The organism is Fervidobacterium sp. (genome assembly GCF_059913585.1).
In genome coordinates this window covers 157,902-176,312 of sequence record NZ_DBOLZL010000012.1, presented here as the reverse complement: position 1 = coordinate 176,312, position 18,411 = coordinate 157,902, and the positions used below count along the sequence as shown (strand labels likewise).

The 18,411-nt window shown below is 39.0% G+C and carries 11 protein-coding genes; all 11 read left to right on the top strand.

Annotated elements, in window-relative coordinates:
• The first annotated feature begins 11 nt into the window (after positions 1 to 11).
• The 11 genes from AC3M61_RS04135 to AC3M61_RS04085 all read left to right on the top strand — a co-directional run bounded on the left by AC3M61_RS04135 (position 12) and on the right by AC3M61_RS04085 (position 18,361).
• Positions 12 to 2,960 (top strand): extracellular solute-binding protein, encoded by a 2,949-nt coding sequence (locus AC3M61_RS04135; protein ID WP_500779631.1) that lies wholly within the window; start codon positions 12 to 14, stop codon positions 2,958 to 2,960.
• Positions 2,957 to 3,850 (top strand): carbohydrate ABC transporter permease, encoded by an 894-nt coding sequence (locus AC3M61_RS04130; RefSeq protein ID WP_500779630.1) that lies wholly within the window; start codon positions 2,957 to 2,959, stop codon positions 3,848 to 3,850. Before AC3M61_RS04135 ends, AC3M61_RS04130 begins: the two co-directional genes overlap by 4 nt.
• Before the next feature lie 35 nt (positions 3,851 to 3,885).
• Positions 3,886 to 4,758, top strand: coding sequence for a carbohydrate ABC transporter permease (locus AC3M61_RS04125; RefSeq protein WP_500779629.1), 873 nt, complete (start codon positions 3,886 to 3,888; stop codon positions 4,756 to 4,758).
• A gap of 38 nt (positions 4,759 to 4,796) precedes the next feature.
• On the top strand, positions 4,797 to 6,836 hold the full coding sequence (locus AC3M61_RS04120) for a YIP1 family protein (protein WP_500779628.1): 2,040 nt from the start codon (positions 4,797 to 4,799) through the stop codon (positions 6,834 to 6,836).
• A complete protein-coding gene (locus tag AC3M61_RS04115) occupies positions 6,826 to 9,183 on the top strand; it encodes a DUF5696 domain-containing protein (RefSeq protein ID WP_500779627.1) in 2,358 nt (785 codons plus the stop codon). Before AC3M61_RS04120 ends, AC3M61_RS04115 begins: the two co-directional genes overlap by 11 nt.
• Entirely contained in the window at positions 9,180 to 10,031 is an 852-nt protein-coding gene (locus AC3M61_RS04110) for a carbohydrate ABC transporter permease (RefSeq protein WP_500779626.1), read from the top strand. The genes AC3M61_RS04115 and AC3M61_RS04110 overlap by 4 nt, the downstream gene beginning before the upstream one ends.
• Positions 10,028 to 10,957 carry a carbohydrate ABC transporter permease gene (locus AC3M61_RS04105; protein ID WP_500779625.1) on the top strand — a complete coding sequence of 310 codons (930 nt, stop codon included), beginning with the start codon at positions 10,028 to 10,030 and terminating at the stop codon, positions 10,955 to 10,957. Before AC3M61_RS04110 ends, AC3M61_RS04105 begins: the two co-directional genes overlap by 4 nt.
• A gap of 72 nt (positions 10,958 to 11,029) precedes the next feature.
• Positions 11,030 to 13,141 (top strand): glycoside hydrolase family 3 N-terminal domain-containing protein, encoded by a 2,112-nt coding sequence (locus AC3M61_RS04100; protein WP_500779735.1) that lies wholly within the window; start codon positions 11,030 to 11,032, stop codon positions 13,139 to 13,141.
• Between the two features lie 30 nt (positions 13,142 to 13,171).
• Positions 13,172 to 16,396 carry a cellobiose phosphorylase gene (locus AC3M61_RS04095; protein ID WP_500779624.1) on the top strand — a complete coding sequence of 1,075 codons (3,225 nt, stop codon included), beginning with the start codon at positions 13,172 to 13,174 and terminating at the stop codon, positions 16,394 to 16,396.
• Between the two features lie 155 nt (positions 16,397 to 16,551).
• Complete coding sequence (locus tag AC3M61_RS04090) at positions 16,552 to 17,325, top strand: glycoside hydrolase family 16 protein (RefSeq protein ID WP_500779623.1); 774 nt, start codon at positions 16,552 to 16,554, stop codon at positions 17,323 to 17,325.
• A gap of 28 nt (positions 17,326 to 17,353) precedes the next feature.
• On the top strand, positions 17,354 to 18,361 hold the full coding sequence (locus tag AC3M61_RS04085; protein WP_029684209.1) for a substrate-binding domain-containing protein: 1,008 nt from the start codon (positions 17,354 to 17,356) through the stop codon (positions 18,359 to 18,361).
• Positions 18,362 to 18,411: the final 50 nt, after the last annotated feature.

Sequence of the window (18,411 nt, the reverse complement as noted above, 5' to 3'; positions counted from 1 at the left end):
GTTGATTATACGTGAAAAAAATTCTCATCTGGTCTGGGATAATAGCTTTAGTTACTATTGCTATTATGATAGTTCTTTATTTTTCAGGTAGAAGTGTTTATACTAAGTTCGTTACTTCGATAGCCGACCTTGTAATGAAATCTACAACAGTGTCGAAAGACTTTGTTGATATATCTAGTTTGGAAGCTTATGAAAAGCTTTCTGAAATGAGATTTTCAGATTTAAGTAATTACGCAGTTTTTAATTTGGATTTCGAAAACCCTGTTATTCTTGGAAATGATGAAGCAACAACGTTGATTCTTTCTGTTCGTAAAGATGACGAATACGCTATCGTGCTGAAATACAGATACAATACCAATACAACAAGTAACGGGACGTTAGAGTTTGAGGTAAACGGAAAAGCTTACCTGGGGATTTTGGATAACTTCACATACTATGATTTCAATGAAAAGGTTTACGATAGATATGGTAATGAAATAACACCAGAGCAAAAGCCTTTCGAAAGAACCTACATGGCATTCATCAAAGATGCAAGTAGAATTTCCAAAAGTCCTCTCTTATTGAAACTAAACACAGGTGATAACCCTATATCACTTAAAAATACCCGTTCACCAATAATTATAGAGGAACTTTATTTGGTTCCAAAATCTTACCTGTCCAGTAGCACGCCTTACGCGGAATACAAAAATTCAGAGTCTAATGTTCCAAGTAACGATAATGTTTTAGTTATAGAGGCTGAAAATCTGTCATTCAAGTCTGATCCTTTAATATCTGTAAGCAACGAGCAAACCGCTTTGGTAACACCTTACGAAATTCTGAAAAAGAGGATTAACATCGTCGACGAGAATACTTATAAGCAATCAGGACAGGAGATTTTTTGGACTTTCTATATAGACACCCCAGGTTATTACAAAATAGCCTTCAGATACAAACAATCAATGAACAGAGGTATTCCTGTTTTTAGGAGAATTTCTATAGATGGCAAGGTTCCGTTCAAAGAATTTGCTGATTACCCATTCCCATATACTGGTTACAACTGGAAAGACCACGTGTTAATGAGCGAAGAAGATGAACCTTTCGAAGTTTATCTTGATAAAGGAATACATATCCTCTCGTTGGAAGTTACCACAGGAATATATGAAGAAACTATCCGATTTCTGCAAGAAAGCGTGAAAAAACTGCAAGAGATAGGTTTGGAGATGAGAAAGCTCGTTGGAAACAATTTAGACCCAAACCGAACATGGAACATCGAAAAATACATGCCGAACGCTATACCAGATTTGAAAAGTATCTCACAGAACCTGAGAACCGAACATGACAAGTTAGTCAAAATCGTGGGTAAACAAGGGCTACCATCAATTGCAGACATGCTCGTATGTGCCGGAATAATAGACAACATTCTTAGGAAACCTGAAAAATTGCCATTCTATATAGACGTTCTTAGTGAAGGGGCTTCTTCCATAGCTCAAAGACTTTCCGAACTCTCGATGAGATTAAAAGAACAGCCAATGGGTATCGACAAAGTCTACGTTTTTCAAGGAAGTCTTGAAAAGTTCGCTTATCCGAAATCCACGTTCTTAATAACTGCTTATGAGGAACTTCAAAAGTTATGGTTATCCTTGTTCAACAAAAATGAAGCTTATTCTATATATGAGAAGGTTGACGAAACAAGTTTAAGAGTATGGGTAAACAGGCCTGTGCAGTACGTTGAGACGTTGCAGTATTTAACAGATAGTGACTTTACAAGAAAAACAGGTATCAAAGTAATTTTCTCCATCATGCCCAATGAACAGAAACTCGTTTTAGCAAGTGCTGCAAACGCTGTTCCAGACGTTGCTATGAGTATCAGCAACTGGATACCGTTTGAACTTGCAATTAGGAACGCTCTTTTCCCACTTTCATATTTCCCTGACTTCTTCAACTTTGTAGAAAAGAACATAAACGTTGAAACACTATTACCGATGGTTATTAATGATAAGGTTTATGGAATAACAGAAACGCAGAATTTCTATGTGCTTTTCTACCGAAAAGACATTATCGAGAAACTGGGTATACCAATACCAGATACTTGGGACGATGTAAAAAAGATACTCCCCGAGCTCCAAAGACGAGGAATGAATTTCTCTATCCCGATGTGTGAACAAACAACAAAGTATTTCAACACAACGGGTCCTTTCTTCTTCCAAAACAAAGCAAGGCTTTATACAAGAGACGGTATGAAAACAGCTATAAACGAAGAGAATTCGGTAAAAGCGTTTGAACTAATGACTGAGCTTTTCGCAATATACGGAATTCCAGAACAAGTTGCAAGCTTTTACAATTCGTTTAGATACGGTCGTATCCCCATTGGTGTTGGTGACTTTGGATTGTATGTAACTCTATTAAACGCTGCAGATGAAATTTATGGACTGTGGGATATAGCTCCTTCACCAGGAGTTAAGGACGAGAACGGACAAGTTTTGAGGTACCAAGTTGCAGGTGATAGAGCTATTGTTATCTTCGCAAATTCGGATAAAAAGGAAAAGGCTTGGGAATTTATCAAGTGGTGGATGTCTAAAGACACGCAAGTCAAATTTGCAAGGATGATGGTCAACAGGTACGGTCCAACTTACCTTTGGAACACGGCCAATATAGAAGCGTTCAAGGAACTCGATTTCATCGATGAAAAACACAAGAGAGTCATACTCGAACAATGGAGATGGATTAGAGAAGTCCAAAGGCATCCGGGTGGTTACATGGTTGAAAGGGAAGTAAGCAATATATGGAACAGCGTTGTTATCGAGGGTAAACCCCTTCGAACATCAATTGATAGGTCCGTGATACTAATAAACAGAGAACTTGAAAGGAAACTTACGGAGTTTGGTTACATAGTCGATGGAAAGAAGGTCAAGGATTACAAGATGTACGAAAGTATGGAAGAGTTCTTAAAGACTGTGCTAAATCGAGGTGAAACAGAATGAGAATAAGTTCGAAAAAAGATCGTGGACATTGGCTTTTGTTGTCACCATATTTGATTTTATTCATTGTGTTCATAGCACTACCAGTTGCTGTCGCCATATACCTTTCGTTTACCTATTTCAACGCAATTGAAAAACCTAAGTGGATAGGTATACAAAACTACATCACTCTTATCACACGGGACACGCTCTTTATGCAAAAGGTTTTACCAAACACTATAAAATACGCTTTGATTGTTGGTGTTGGTGGCTACATTCTTTCATTTATATTAGCCTGGCTTGTGGCTCAACTTACAAGGATACCTAGAACGATATTCGCTTTGATAATTTATTCTCCTTCTCTAACAGCAGGTGTCACGATGTCGGTTATTTGGCGGGTACTTTTCAATGGCGACCAACAAGGATACTTAAACGCACTCTTACTCAAGCTTGGACTTATAGACAAACCTGTGCAATGGTTGCAATCACCACAACATTTGATGGATATTATGATTCTTGTTTCGCTTTGGAGCAGTATGGGAGTAGGATTTTTGGCGATGCTTGCAGGTATATTAAACGTCGATGAACAGCTTTACGAAGCAGCGTACATAGATGGCATAAAGAACAGATTGCAAGAAATCATATACGTTACTATACCTGCAATGAAACCGCAGATGCTTTTTGGAGCGGTGATGTCAATAGTAAACACATTTACTTCTGCAGGCATTGGAGTTGCACTCTCTGGCTCAAATCCAACCCCACAATACGCTGGGCAACTAATCGTTAACCACATCGAAGATTACGGTTTTCTCAGGTATGAAATGGGATACGCAGCTGCTCTCTCTGTTGTGCTACTTTTGATTATCTGGTTCTTCTCAAGAATCGCGTGGCGCTTATTTGGAGAGCGTTACTAAGTCAGTAAAATTGCCAAGAGTTAGGGGGAGAAAGTATGGCAAAGTTCACTACAAAAACAAATCCAAGATATTTCCATAAAAGTCAGCTGAAATTCTATTTTATCTTAACACCGATAGCGATTTTCATGATGTTGCCTATAATTTTTATCTTTTCACAAGCCTTCAAACCAGTTGACGAATTATTCCTCTATCCTCCAAGATTTTTCGTTAGGAGGCCAACACTAGCGAACTTCTATGAATTATTCCAAATCACGCGGGCTTCAACGATACCTGTATCTAGGTATCTAATGAATAGCATATTGACCGCTTTCTTCACGGTGCTTTTTACAATAATTATCTCTGTCTTTGCGGGATATGCACTCTCCAAGAAGCAATTCAAAACCAAGAACTTACTCTTTACGATAAATAATCTTGCACTCATGTTTGTTCCCATTGCTGTTATTATTCCAAGGTATTTAATAGTTCAAAAGCTAGGGCTTATAGATACGTTTATTATTAATATTCTCTCGCTTTTGGCAATGCCAATTGGTGTCTTTCTAGTAAAGCAGTTTATAGACCAAATCCCTGATGCACTTATAGATGCAGCGCTTGTTGACGGAGCAAATGATTTCCAAATAATCTTCAATATAATAATGCCACTCTTAAAGCCAGCTATATCAACAGTAGGTATTTTGGCATTTCAAGTTGCTTGGAACAGTGCAGAGGCATCAACTTACTACATAAACAACGAGAATCTAAAAACGTTCGCATTCTATGTTTCCAACCTTACTCAAACAACGGGTAACACTGTGGCAGGTCAAGGGATAGCTGCTGCTGCTGGTCTAATAATGTTCGTGCCAAATTTGGTGCTTTTTATAATTATGCAATCGAGGGTTATGAATACAATGGCTTACAGTGGTTTGAAATAACAGATACTCAAAGTTTTTCGTTGGGTGGTGTGGATATCGTGGAAAGCAAGAGCAAGAAGAACAAACCAGGATTGAAAAACGCTACAATACTTTTCGGAGTTTTGCTTGTACTTTTCGTGTTATGCAATCAACTCTTTGCCGTTAACAGTGCGTTTCTCACTTACACAATATCAGGTAAAAATGAGTGGAAAATAACTCAGGATGCATACGTTGTGAGTGAAGTCCTCTTCAAGGATTTAGACCTCTACTACCCCGAGGATATCTTCATAAAGGACAATAAGATGTACATTGCCGATGCTGGTAATGCAAGAATCGTTGTTTTCAACATGGTAACCAGGGAAGCAACTTACGTGGGTGATATGTCTTTATTCCAACCGACTGGGGTATTTGTTGATGAGACATATATTTACGTAGCTGACCCTGGTACATCAGAAGTTGTGATATTCGACAAATCGGGTAACGAAATAAGAAGGCTGGGTAGACCTACGAATCCGTTATTTGGAGAAACTGCGAACTTTAAACCAAAAAAGCTTGTTGTCGATAAAAGAGGGAACTTTTACATTGTGAGCGAAGGCACATTCGAAGGCGTTATACAACTGGATCAAAATGGTGAGTTCCTTGGTTACTTTGGTGCAAATACCGTTGGGATAACGTTTTTGGACAAATTCATCGACATATTCTACACTAAGGAACAGAAAGAGAAGTTCCTAAACAGGATTCCAAAACCTTATACCAATATCACAATAGATAGCAAAGGACTTATCTACACAGTAACCCAGAAAGAAAATGGAAGTGCCATTAAAAAGCATAATACAATAGGCTTAAATATACTTCCTCCATCTAAAGAAGGTAGGATGGTGGACGAACCAAATTTCATAGATATTGCCGTAGATAAGAATGGAAGAATATTCGCATTAACTGAGACAGGACTCATTTATGAATACGATTCTGAGGGTAACTTGCTAGTTTCGTTCGGTGGTCGTGCTATCGCCACGGAAAGAAACGGGTTGTTTACCGTAGCATCTGCAATTGCCGTTGACGACGAAGGTAAGGTTTACGTTCTTGACAAAGAACGAGGACTTGTCCACGTCTTCAATCCTACTCAATATATTCACACCCTGCATAAAGCTCTCGAACTTTATTCTCAAGGGAAATACCTCGAGAGTAAAAAACTCTGGGAAGAAGTTATGATATACGATGGTTATTCCAAAATCGCTCACTACGGACTTGGAAAAGCATATTTCCAAGAAGGAAATTACAGAGCTGCAACAGAGGAATTTAAAAAGGCTTATGCAAAAAGGGATTATTCAGATGCCTATTGGGAAATTAGAAACGAATTCTTGCAAAAGAACGCAGGTACCATATTGCTTGCGTTTGTAATTCTAATAGCTCTTTTCGTGCTATTTGACGAGTTATTAAAACGTGGTCTAATCAAAAGAAAAACAACAATTAAGTCTAAGCTAATAAGTGATATACTCTACATTAAAAACATATTGAGACATCCTCTTGACACGTTCTATTACATTCAGAGGAGAAAGCACGGGTCTGTGCTTTCAGCAACCATCATTTATGTACTCTTCTTCTTAGTAGTACAATTCGATTATTTTGGTAGAAGTTTCATCTTTAACTTAAACGTCCAAGATAGGTCCGTCGGATTTGTTCTCCTTGCCAGTGTTGCCCCAACAATGTTATGGGTTTTTGCAAACTACTTAGTTAGCTCTATTAACGACGGTCGTGGAACATTGAGAGACATTTATATATTCACAGCCTACAGTTTTGCCCCTTACATTCTCTTCCAGCCGTTTGTAATATTGCTTACTTACATACTCACATACAACGAGGCGTTCATAGTATCTTTTGCCTCAATGATTCTCATATCCTGGTCTGCAGTTTTGCTTTTCACTGGTGTCAAAGAAATCCATGATTACGGTATCCGAGATACGGTAAAAAGTATACTACTCACTCTGGTCTGGATATTTGTAATTATACTCGTCTACTCCATAGTCTACATGCTTTGGGACCAACTCGTCCAAACGGTCTACGCGATTGTCCAGGAGGTGCTCTACCGTGCAAGATAAACAACACAAAAGATTCAAGGACGTTCTCAAGAGAAATAAATCGTTTCTATCAACAGTCGTCCTTGTCATTTTGGTCGTGTTCTTCCGTCCTCTTTTTGCACAAACAATTGGAAATGATTATCTTTCAAACAGGTTTACAAGACCTGAAGTAACCACACTCGTCAAATCACCGTTCACACTTGAAGGATATAAAAAGATAGCTGAGAGTAGATATTTGGAACTCTGGATGGATTTAACAACCACTTCTGTTCGGGTTGTTGACAAAAGGTCCGGATACATATGGGGAGATGTTTTAGAAACGACGGATGCTTACAACGAAATGAACCCTACGTACCAACTTATAGCGAAGTCTCTTGTGCTTTTGGAATATTTTGATGAACGTGGCATATCAAATGTTATAGGCTCCGCAGACGAAAACGTTAAAAAGCATTGGCAAAGAACCAATAACGGGATAGTGTATTCGCTTTATTTTGAGCCACTTGAGATAGGTTTCGATGTACGTATAACTCTCAAGGATGATACTGTAAAATTCGAGTTGCCTCAAAATACGATAAAAGAAGGGAAGAAATTTACAATAGCATCTGTAATGTTTGCGCCCTTCTTAGGAAGCACAATAGCAGACGAAGTCAACGGATATGCATTCGTCCCAGACGGTCCGGGTGCTCTAATAAGGTTCTCAAAACCAGCTCATTATCTAAACTGGTTTGAAAAGAGAGTTTACGGTAAGGACTACTCTATAGAAAACCTAGTAACGGTCAATGACTTGAGAGCAAGAAGACCAAATGACTTCTTAAGAGAAGAACCAACAGTACTTATGCCAGTATTTGGTATTGTTCATGGTGTAAATCAGAACGCACTGTTTGGGGTTATAACTTCAGGACAAGAATATAGCGCTATAGTTTCGTATCCAAGTGGTATTTTAAGTAAATATAACTGGACATCTGCAAAATTCATCTACAGGCAGAAATATCTCCAACCGACAACAAGAAGCGGTGCTGGAATACAAGTTGCTCAAAAGGACCGGAATAAGTTCGATGCGGTTCTTGAGATTTCTTTCCTTACAGGTCCATCGGCAAACTATGTAGGTATGGCTAAGTACTACAGAGAAAAGTTCGCAAACGAATTGTTCGGGAACAAAAATGTGTTCACTACACAACTTAGCTCAACAAAAGTTGAAGATATACCTCTTTACGTAAGCATCATTGTCTCAGACATCGAAAAGATGTTGATAGGTCATAAAGTTATAGCTATCTCTTCTGTAGAGCAAATCAAAGAAATCATCAAGGAGCTAACAAGCAAAGGTATCAACAAGATTGTACTTTTAATAGAAGGCTGGCAAGATAAGGGAATCCACGGGAACAAAGTAGGAAAGTTTGGATTGGAAAAGAAGGTTGGTGATTTCAAGGAACTTTTGAGGCACATTGTTGAGTTCAACACAACGAACAAATCCAACGGTAAAAGAGTTGAACTCTTTTTCGTTGACAATGTGACAAAGGTAACTGAAAAACAACTAAACCTTAGAAAAGAAGTTGGACTGAACCTTTCGCAATCCATAATCTCTGAAGAAAGGGATAACAAAGACCTTTGGCTCTACAAAAGCTATTATGTAAGAATAGACCTTGCCTCAAGATATCTTTTAACGCGTGCATCAAAACTTTCGCAGCTTGATTTTAAAAATTTCGCGGTTAAAGAATTTGCGAACAAACTCTACGGTAATCTCAAGATAGGCTCGGAAATATACCGTTCGGAAGCTAAAAGAATTGTTGAGAAAACGTTGAACGATATAGCCTCAAAAACGGATAACGTTATTCTATTTGAACCAAACAATTATGCATGGAAGTATTCCACAACCATTGGGGCTGTTCCAATGAACTCCAGTCAGTATCTTTTTGAAACAGATACCGTTCCTTTCCTACAAATCGTGTTAAGTGGTAGACTAAATTATTTCACACCGTATATGAATAACGGGTTCTTCTCAAAGACGGATGTTTTGAAAGCTATAGATTACGGTGCTTATCCTTCGTTCTTAGTATCTTGGCTTGATAACGCATCTTTGAAAGACACACCGTTGTGGGATTACCCATCAACTCGATACGAAGATTGGAAAAGTAAAATGGTGGAAATTTATAATACAATCAACGGTGCTCTCAAATATGTAAAAGGTTCAAGTATAACGAATCGCATTGTGCTAAAGCCTGGGGTGGTGAAAGTAACTTACGATAACGGGTATGAGATATACATCAATTACACAAACGAAGAATTTAAAGATAGTTTAGTGGTTGTGCCGGCTGAATCCTTCAAGGTTGTTAAATCTAACAATTCTACAAATGGGGTTGGTTCCAAATGAGGAGAAGCACAAGAAGAGCACTTGCTGGTTACATGTACACATTGCCTTGGATAATAGGTTTCGCTATTTTCACAGCTTATCCGTTCTTTTACTCACTCTACCTGAGCTTTTTTAACGTCAATTTTACGGTTCATGGAATTGAAGCCACATTTGTTGGATGGAAGTATTATGTATACGCCTTCAGAACAGACCCTGCGTTCCCGATAAATTTCTGGAACACGATACTCAATATCGTGTTATCCACGCCTTTGATTATTATATTCTCACTGATAGTTGCAATACTACTCAATAGAAAACTTGTAGCAAGGGCATTCTTTAGGCTGCTTTACTTCTTGCCTGTCGTTATTGTAAGTGGTCCTGTTGTGGCGGAGCTTGTCGCAAACAACGCGGCAAGTATTGTAGACCCAAGAAGGTACTTTATATACAGATTCTTCCAAATGATACCGAACACGATAAGCTATCCGTTCTTATACATGTTCAATAACTTAGTGTTGATTCTCTGGTTCTCAGGCGTTCAGATTATATTCTTCCTCGCAGGCTTACAAAAGATAAGCAGTAGCATATATGAAGCTGCTCAGATAGACGGAGCAAACGACTGGGTTATCTTTTGGAAGATAACACTACCACTTATAAAACCATTTGTCTTGGTAAACACGATTTACACCATTGTTGACCTTGCTTCATTCGCAAACAATGCAGTTAATACAAGTATAACCCAACATATGTTTGACATAGACAAGCCGTACTCATACTCCGCCGCCTTATCGTGGATATACTTTGCAGCGGTTATGCTGATTCTTGGTATCGCGTATCTGTTGTTACGCGAAAGGAGGAAGACAAGGATATGAAAATGTCAAAGAATAAAGAGAGGAGATTCCGCATTTCTTATTACAAGACATTCAAAGAACCTGCGACCAAAACTATCATATACGTTGTTTTGATAGGCATTGGTTATGCTTATCTTTACCCATTACTATACATGATTACTTCATCCTTTATGAGTGTCGAAGACTTAGTCAATCCAACGGTTGTTTGGATACCAACTAAACTAACTCTTGATAACTTCGTTAGGGCTTGGAAAGTATTGGAAATGCCCAAGGCACTGTGGAACAGTGTTTATACTTCAGTTATACCTGCACTGGCACAGAGTTTGATAACAGCCCTCATTGCGTACGGTCTTTCACGTTTTGAATTTCCACTGAAAAGATTCTGGATAGTGTTAATGCTTGCAACGTTCTTGATACCAACGCAAGTTACTCTGGTCACCAAATACGTTTTGTTCAGCACGCTGAGGTTGACTGATAGTATCTTCGCAACGTTCTTACCGGCGATTTTTGGACAGGGTATTAGAAGTGCTATCTTCATACTCCTTTATCTCAACTTTTTCAACATGCTACCAAAAGCATTCGATGAGGCAGCGGAAATCGATGGTGCTAATACATTCCAAATCTTTTACAAAATCATACTTCCACTTTCTATGCCTGCAATCGTGACAACGTTTATCTTCTCATTGGTTTGGTATTGGAATGAAACTCTGCTGTCAGGTCTCCTGCTAGGAAATAAGATTAAGACTCTCCCATTGGAACTCAGGGACTTCGTTGTGAGATACGCTGTGATGTTTCCAACCGCTGATGGCAGCGCGGCAAATAGAATTAACGAGGGTATTAGGATGGCTGCAACTATGATAACAATCCTTCCGCTACTGATAACTTACTTGTTCCTCCAAAGACAGTTTGTTGAAAGTCTCGAGCGAACGGGAATTACCGGTGAATAATCACATAATGAAAAACGCCAAAGAAGGGAGATGAGTAAAGTGGAGTTCGACATCGAAAGGGTAATTTCTGAAATGACGGTTGACGAAAAGATAAATCTCTTGGTTGGTGCAGGTGTGCTTTGGTTACCTAATAACCCTGCCCCAAGGGTTAAAGGTGAGGCTGGTGAAACAAGACCCGTAGAAAGGCTCGGTATCCCAAGTATGGTACTCGCCGACGGACCGGCTGGTTTGAGGATAGACCCTGAACGTGAAAATGATGAGAATAAATACCATGCAACAGCATTTCCCGTTGAGACTATGCTTGCTTCCACTTGGAACAGGAATCTACTTAGAAAAGTTGGAGAAGCAATGGGAGAAGAAGTTAAAGAGTACGGAGTAGATATACTTTTAGCACCGGCAATTAACATCCACAGAAATCCCTTGTGCGGAAGAAATTTTGAATACTATTCCGAAGACCCTCTATTAACAGGCGAAATGGCTGCAAGTTTTGTTGAAGGCGTTCAATCACAAGGTGTTGGCGCATGTTTAAAACATTTTGTGGTAAACGAGCAGGAGACAAATAGGATGACTGTTGACACCATCGTTTCTGAGCGGGCTTTGCGAGAGATATACTTGAAACCATTTGAAATAGCTATTAAGAAGGCAAAGCCATGGACTGTGATGAGCTCTTACAATAGGCTAAACGGTAAATACACATCCCAAAATAAATGGCTTTTAAAAGATGTGCTCCGCGACGAATGGGGATTTGACGGATTAGTGATGACTGATTGGTTCGCAGGTGATAACGCAGCCGAGCAAGTCAAATCTTGGAACGATTTGCTGATGCCAGGAAATACGTATCAAATTTTCAAACATAGAAGACCAGAAATCGAGGAAATTAAAGAAGCTTACGAGCGTGGAGAAATTAACGATGAAATGTTAAATGAGCGGGTAAGAACAATTTTAAAAGTTCTTGTTAAGACCCCTTCATTCAAAGGGTATAAGTATTCAAACAAACCAAACCTCGACGAACATGCAAAAGTTTCATACGAAGCCGGATGCGAGGGTGTTGTTTTGCTAAAGAATGAAAATGCTTTACCACTCTCACCGGATACAAAAATTGCACTATTCGGAACGGGGCAGATTGAAACGATACGAGGTGGAACAGGTAGCGGGGAGACCCACCCAAGATACACCATAAACTTCTTAGATGGTGCGATTGAAAAAGGGTTAAAGGTTGACATGGAACTGGCAGAATTTTACAGAAAAAAAGTCTCGGATTTTAGAACCACGGATTATGTTATAACTAAAGGTCAATGGGGCGAAGATATCATACCCAGGCTTCCGCAGGATTTACTTAGCGAAGAAGATATCGAGAAATATGCTTCAAGAAACGATGTTGGGATATTCATCATCACAAGAATCTCAGGAGAGGGTGTTGACAGAAAACTTGAAAAGGGTGACTTCTATCTTACGGACGATGAACTTAACATAATGTCGAAACTTTCAACCGCTTTCAGAAAGCAAGGTAAGAAGTTTGTAGTCGTTCTAAATATAGGTTCTCCTATCGAAGTGGAAAGCTGGAAAAATCTTTGTGATGCCATATTATTGGTTTGGCAACCAGGTCAGGAGGCAGGAAGAATCTTAGCGGATGTGATAAGTGGAAAAGTGAATCCGTCCGGAAAGCTTCCAACGACGTTCCCAAAAAGATATGAAGATGTTCCGTCAAGGTCATTCCCAGGTGAGCCAAAAGATAACCCGCAAGTAGTAGTTTACGATGAGGACATCTACGTCGGATACAGGTATTACGATACATTTAGAGTGGAACCTGCTTTCGAATTTGGATTCGGACTTTCGTATACGACGTTCGAATACTCTAATCTAAAGCTATGCAGAGACGGTGGAGATATCGTTGTAACTTTCGAAATCAAGAACACAGGTAACATGTCTGGAAAAGAAGTTGTACAAATTTACGTGAGGGCTCCAAGAGGAAACATAGACAAACCTTACCAAGAATTGAAAGGGTTTGAAAAGACGAAGTTGCTTGAACCAGGAGAAACTCAGAAAATGGAAATTAGAATTCCCGTCTCAAGCCTTGCAAGCTTTAATGGTAATTACTGGATAGTTGAAAAGGGAGAATACGAAATAAGAGTTGGAGCTTCGTCAAGAGATATCAGATTGATAGGTAAGTATGTGCTTGACTAAGTTCATAATTTTAAAAAAGGAGGTCTTGAAATGGTAAGATACTACTTCGACAAGAATAAGAGGTTTGTAGTTGAAGATTACAATAACTCAAAGCCATTTGCAAGCTTTCTGCCCGGCATAGCTGGTAAGAAAGGTATACCGCTGTGGGTGTTTTACGTTAACAGAGCTCAGGCAATCGCATCTTTTGGAATTGCTCATAAAGATAACCCTATTATGGAATTCCATCCGGCTTTTAGGTCTTATCAAGTTATCTTCACACACGGCTTCAGAACGTTTGTTAAAGATTTGTCTATGGATACATTCTTTGAGCCTTTTGGAAAAGTGGTTTCCGATAAAGTAACACAAAGGATGTATATTGCAAGGAATGAAGTGGAGATAGAAGAAATAAATAATGTTCATGGTCTCAAAACGAATATACTTTACTTCATACTGCCCCAGGAAAAGTTAGGAGCACTTATCAGGATTGTTAAATTCCAAAATATATCTAACGAAGTAAAACGTTTTGAAATTCTCGATGGGCTTTCTGCACTTCTTCCTTATGGAATAAACGATTACGGTTTAAAGGACGTGGGTAACACGTTGAAGGCTTGGATGGAAGTATATAATTTGGAAAACAAGATGCCCGTATTTAAACTCAGGTCTACGGCAGAAGACGTAGCAGCTGTTTCCGAATTCAAAGAGGGTAATTTCTACGTTTCGTTCAAAATTCAGTCAGGAAAAAAGGAACTCCTAATGCCGTTGGTGGATCCTGATGTTATTTTTGGAATGAACACCTCATATATCGAACCAGATGTTTTCATCGGTTCCAGGTTAGAAAATATAAGAAAAATGAAGCAAATCACTTCGAATAGGGTACCTTGTGCTTTCTCTCCAGTCGAAGTAACACTCCAACCCGGCGAAGAATTTTATATTTACACAGTTGTTGGGCATACACCTGATATGAACCTACTCAACGAATACGCAGAGAGATTCTCAAGCCAAGAATACCTTGAAAACAAACGAAAAGAGGGTAATAAAATAATTGAAGAGATTGTTAATGATGTATGGACGAAGACTTCTTCTGATTTATTTGATGAATATACGAAACAAACTTATCTTGACAACATATTAAGGGGCGGATATCCAGTCGTTCTGCGCGAAGGTAAAGATAGATTAGTCTATCACATATACTCGAGGAAACATGGTGATTTAGAAAGGGATTACAATTATTTCGTGCTATTGCCTGAGTATTATTCTTCTGGTAACGCAAATTACAGAGATGTGAATCAGAACAGAAGAGAGGACGTTGTCTTTCACCCAGAGATAGGAAATTACAACATCCGATTCTTTGTCAACTTGATACAGCCGGACGGTTACAATCCACTTGTAATAAACGGTGTCAGGTACAGACTGAAACCCGAATGCGAAGGTGTTAAAGAGTTCTTAAAAGCTGAACTGGAGAATGCGGAGAATGTTGAAAAATTGTTTAATTTCTTGAGCGCAGGTAATCTAACGCCTGGAAAATTGCTGACATTCATTGAAAGGCAAAATATAGTCCTTAAAAAAGACTTCGAAGAATTTTTGAGGAATCTGGCAGAGTACCTTGAAGAAGAAACGGACGCGGTTCATGGCGAAGGTTTTTGGACCGACCACTGGACTTACAACTTGGACCTCATCGAAAGTTACTTGGCAATCTACCCCGAAACAAAAGAAGAAATTCTTTTTGACGACAAATCCTATACATACTACGACAATGCAGAGTGTGTACTGCCCAGGTCCAAAAGATATGTCTTCGTCGACGGAAAAGTAAGACAGTACAATTCCCTTTACCTTGATGAAGAAAAGAAAATACTCATTGAGTCAAGGGATAAATTCAAAAATGTTATGAGAACAAATAAAGGAAAAGGTGAAATCTACAGAACAACACTAATAACTAAGCTTGTCAATCTTGTAGCTGTAAAATTTGCGACAACAGACCCCGCTGGCGTTGGCATAGAGATGGAAGCAGGCAAGCCCGGTTGGTACGACGCATTAAACGGATTGCCCGGATTATTTGGTTCTTCCGTTGCAGAAAGCTTTGAACTCCTGCGTTTAATGAATTTCATTGTAGAAACATTGAAAGAATATCAACACAGAAAAGTTAACTTGCCAGTCGAAGTTATGGAATTAATAAAGAAAGAAGTCGAAGTTGTCGATTGGTACAATGCTTGCAATGATGCTGATAAAGATTTCAAATATTGGGAAAAGATGTCCGACCTTAGGGAAGCTTACCGTGAAGATGTAAAGTTTGGATTCTTGGGTGAAGAAATCGAAATCACAGCAAATGAACTGGCAAGTGTCCTTGGAAAGTTCAGAGCAAAGTTGAAATCCGCGCTTGACAAAGCAATTACCGAAAGCAACGGAATGATGCCAACTTACTATTATTATGAGGCTGAAGAATACGAAATTATCAGCGAAGTAGGTAATCAAAAATTCGTAAAAGTGCGTAAGTTCAGACAAAAGCCGATGCCATATTTCTTGGAAGGAATGGTTCGAGGGTTTAAGGCTTACGGAAACAACAAAGAATTTATCAAGGAAATCTACAAAAAGGTCAAGTCATCAGAGCTCTATGACAAAAAGTTGAAAATGTACAAAGTTAACGCTCCTTTGAAAGAGCAAAGCATAGAAATCGGACGTGCCAAGGCGTTCACACCCGGTTGGTTGGAAAATGAATCAATATGGCTACACATGGAATACAAATACATGTTAGAGCTTATAAAGAACGGCCTATACGAAGAGTTCTATGAGGATTTCAAGAACGTAATTGTTGCATTTATGGACCCTGAAGTATACGGAAGAAGTCCTCTGGAAAATTCATCATTCATAGCAAGTAGTGCTAATCCAGACGAAAAAATCCATGCAACAGGTTTTGTTGCAAGACTGAGCGGCGCAAGTGCGGAGTTTTTAAGCATGTGGAGGATAATGCTAGCAGGACTTAAGCCGTTTAAGTTTATCAATGGTAAACTCATCTTGTCTTTTGAACCCATATTACCCGGGTGGTTGTTTGATGAGGAAGGAAAAGTATCTTTCAATTTCCTTGGAAAAGTAAAGGTAACATATTTGAATCCAAAAAGGTTCGATACCTTCAAATTCGATGTCTCAAAACAAAGAATCAGTCTGATAACAACGACCGGTGAAAAAATAGAAATCGCGAGCAACCTTATCGAAGAACCATATGCAAAACTTGTCAGAGATGGTAAAATTGAAAGTATAGAAATAACTTTCCTTTACGAGTAACTATATGACAAAGAATGAAGAATAAAGAAAGAAGGTGGTGTTGAATGTTGTTTTCAGAGCCTAAATTTCGCAAATATCTGTTGGTCATTGTGTCAGTTGTATTTTTAACCTTTCTTACTACAAATTGCTTGGCATCCTTAAAGGAGTATGAGAGTATGATAAAAGATCCCAGATGGAAGTTGGTTTGGTCAGATGAATTTGATGGAAAAGAGCTTGATACCAGTAAATGGAGATACGATATAGGAAACAACAACGGTTGGGGAAATGGTGAGTGGCAATATTACACCGAGGGAAGAAATGCATGGATTGAAAAAGGAATGCTTGTAATTGAGGCAAGAAAAGAAACTGTAAAAGAGGGCAACAAGACTTTTAATTACACATCCACCCGTATTAAGACGGAAGGTAAATTCACTGTTCAATACGGAAAGATAGAAGCAAGAATAAAGTTCCCTTATGGCAAAGGCCTCTGGCCAGCGTTCTGGATGCTTGGTAGCAACTTTAGATATGTTGGTTGGCCAACCTGTGGAGAAATTGATATCGTTGAGTTCTTAGGACATGACAAGTGGACTGCGTATGGTACTTTGCATGGACCTGGTTATTTTGGTTCAAATGGTATTCAAGGAAGGATAAGGTTGGAGCCTCCAACACCAGATTTTACAAGTGATTTCCACGTTTTTGGAATAATGTGGGACGAGGAAAAGATAGTATGGTATGTTGATGACAAAATTTACCACATCGTTACAAAGTCAGCGATAGAGTCACGTGGAAAAGCTTGGGTGTTTGATAATGACTTTTTCATAATATTGAACCTTGCAGTTGGTGGATACTGGCCCGGTTATCCGACAAACGAGACCCAATTCCCTGCAAGAATGTATGTGGATTACGTAAGGGTTTATCAAATGGAAAGTGATGAAAGTGGTGAAGAGTAATTAACGATAGATTTCTGGGGTGGTTTGGATGGCTAACATTAGAGACGTAGCACGAATGGCAAATGTTTCGATAGCGACAGTTTCAAGGGTTATTAATGGTAGCGAAAATGTTTCTGAAGAAACGAGGAAAAAAGTCCTGAATGCGATGAAGAAATTAAATTACAAACCGATGATGTCGTTCAAAACAACTTACAGAGAACTGTTCAAAACCATTGGTATATTGATTCCAGATATACGCGGTTATCACTACAGCGATATCGTCATGGCCATTGAAGAATATGCTTATTCAAAAGGATTCGACGTGATGTTAGCATTGCCAAAAGGTGAACCTGATGCTGAACAGCACGTTTTGGACCAGTACTTCCGAAGAAAAGTGGATGGAGTCATTCTCGGAGAACTTTACGGAGGCAGTAAGCTTATACAACGTTTTGAGAAAAGTGGCATACCGATGGTTGTCATTGATTTTGCAGTTGATGAAATTAACTTTGATACAGTAAACGTTGATAATATCGGTGGAGGATACGCTGCCATTAAATACCTTTACGAGCACGGTCACAGGAAAATTCTTTTTATCCCAGGTCCAGAAAACTCGCCAGCAGCACTCGACAGAGAAAAAGGGATAAGAAAGTTCTTAGATAAAGTAGGTAAAGACAATGTGGAAATATATTACGGGGTTCACAGAGGTTACAACTCAGAACATGGATGGGTAAGCGTGGTACGCCATCTCCAAGAACACGGCTTGAATTTCACAGCGATATTTGCTGTCAATGACTGGGCAGCGATAGGTGCGATGGATGCACTGAAGGAACATGGAATAAAAGTTCCAGAGCAAGTATCGGTGATAGGTTTTGACGATGCACCATTTGCGAATTACACAAACCCAAGACTCACAACAGTTATGCAACCCAGGTGGGAGATGGGCACAACCGCGGCTCAACTCTTGATTGAACGTATAACAGATAAACGAACCAGGCTTCCAAGAAATATCATCCTTCCAACAAAGATAGTTGAAAGAGAATCTGTTAGGCAGATATAAAAGATACAAAACATTATGCGGAGCAATCGCTCCGCATTTTTATTACTTTT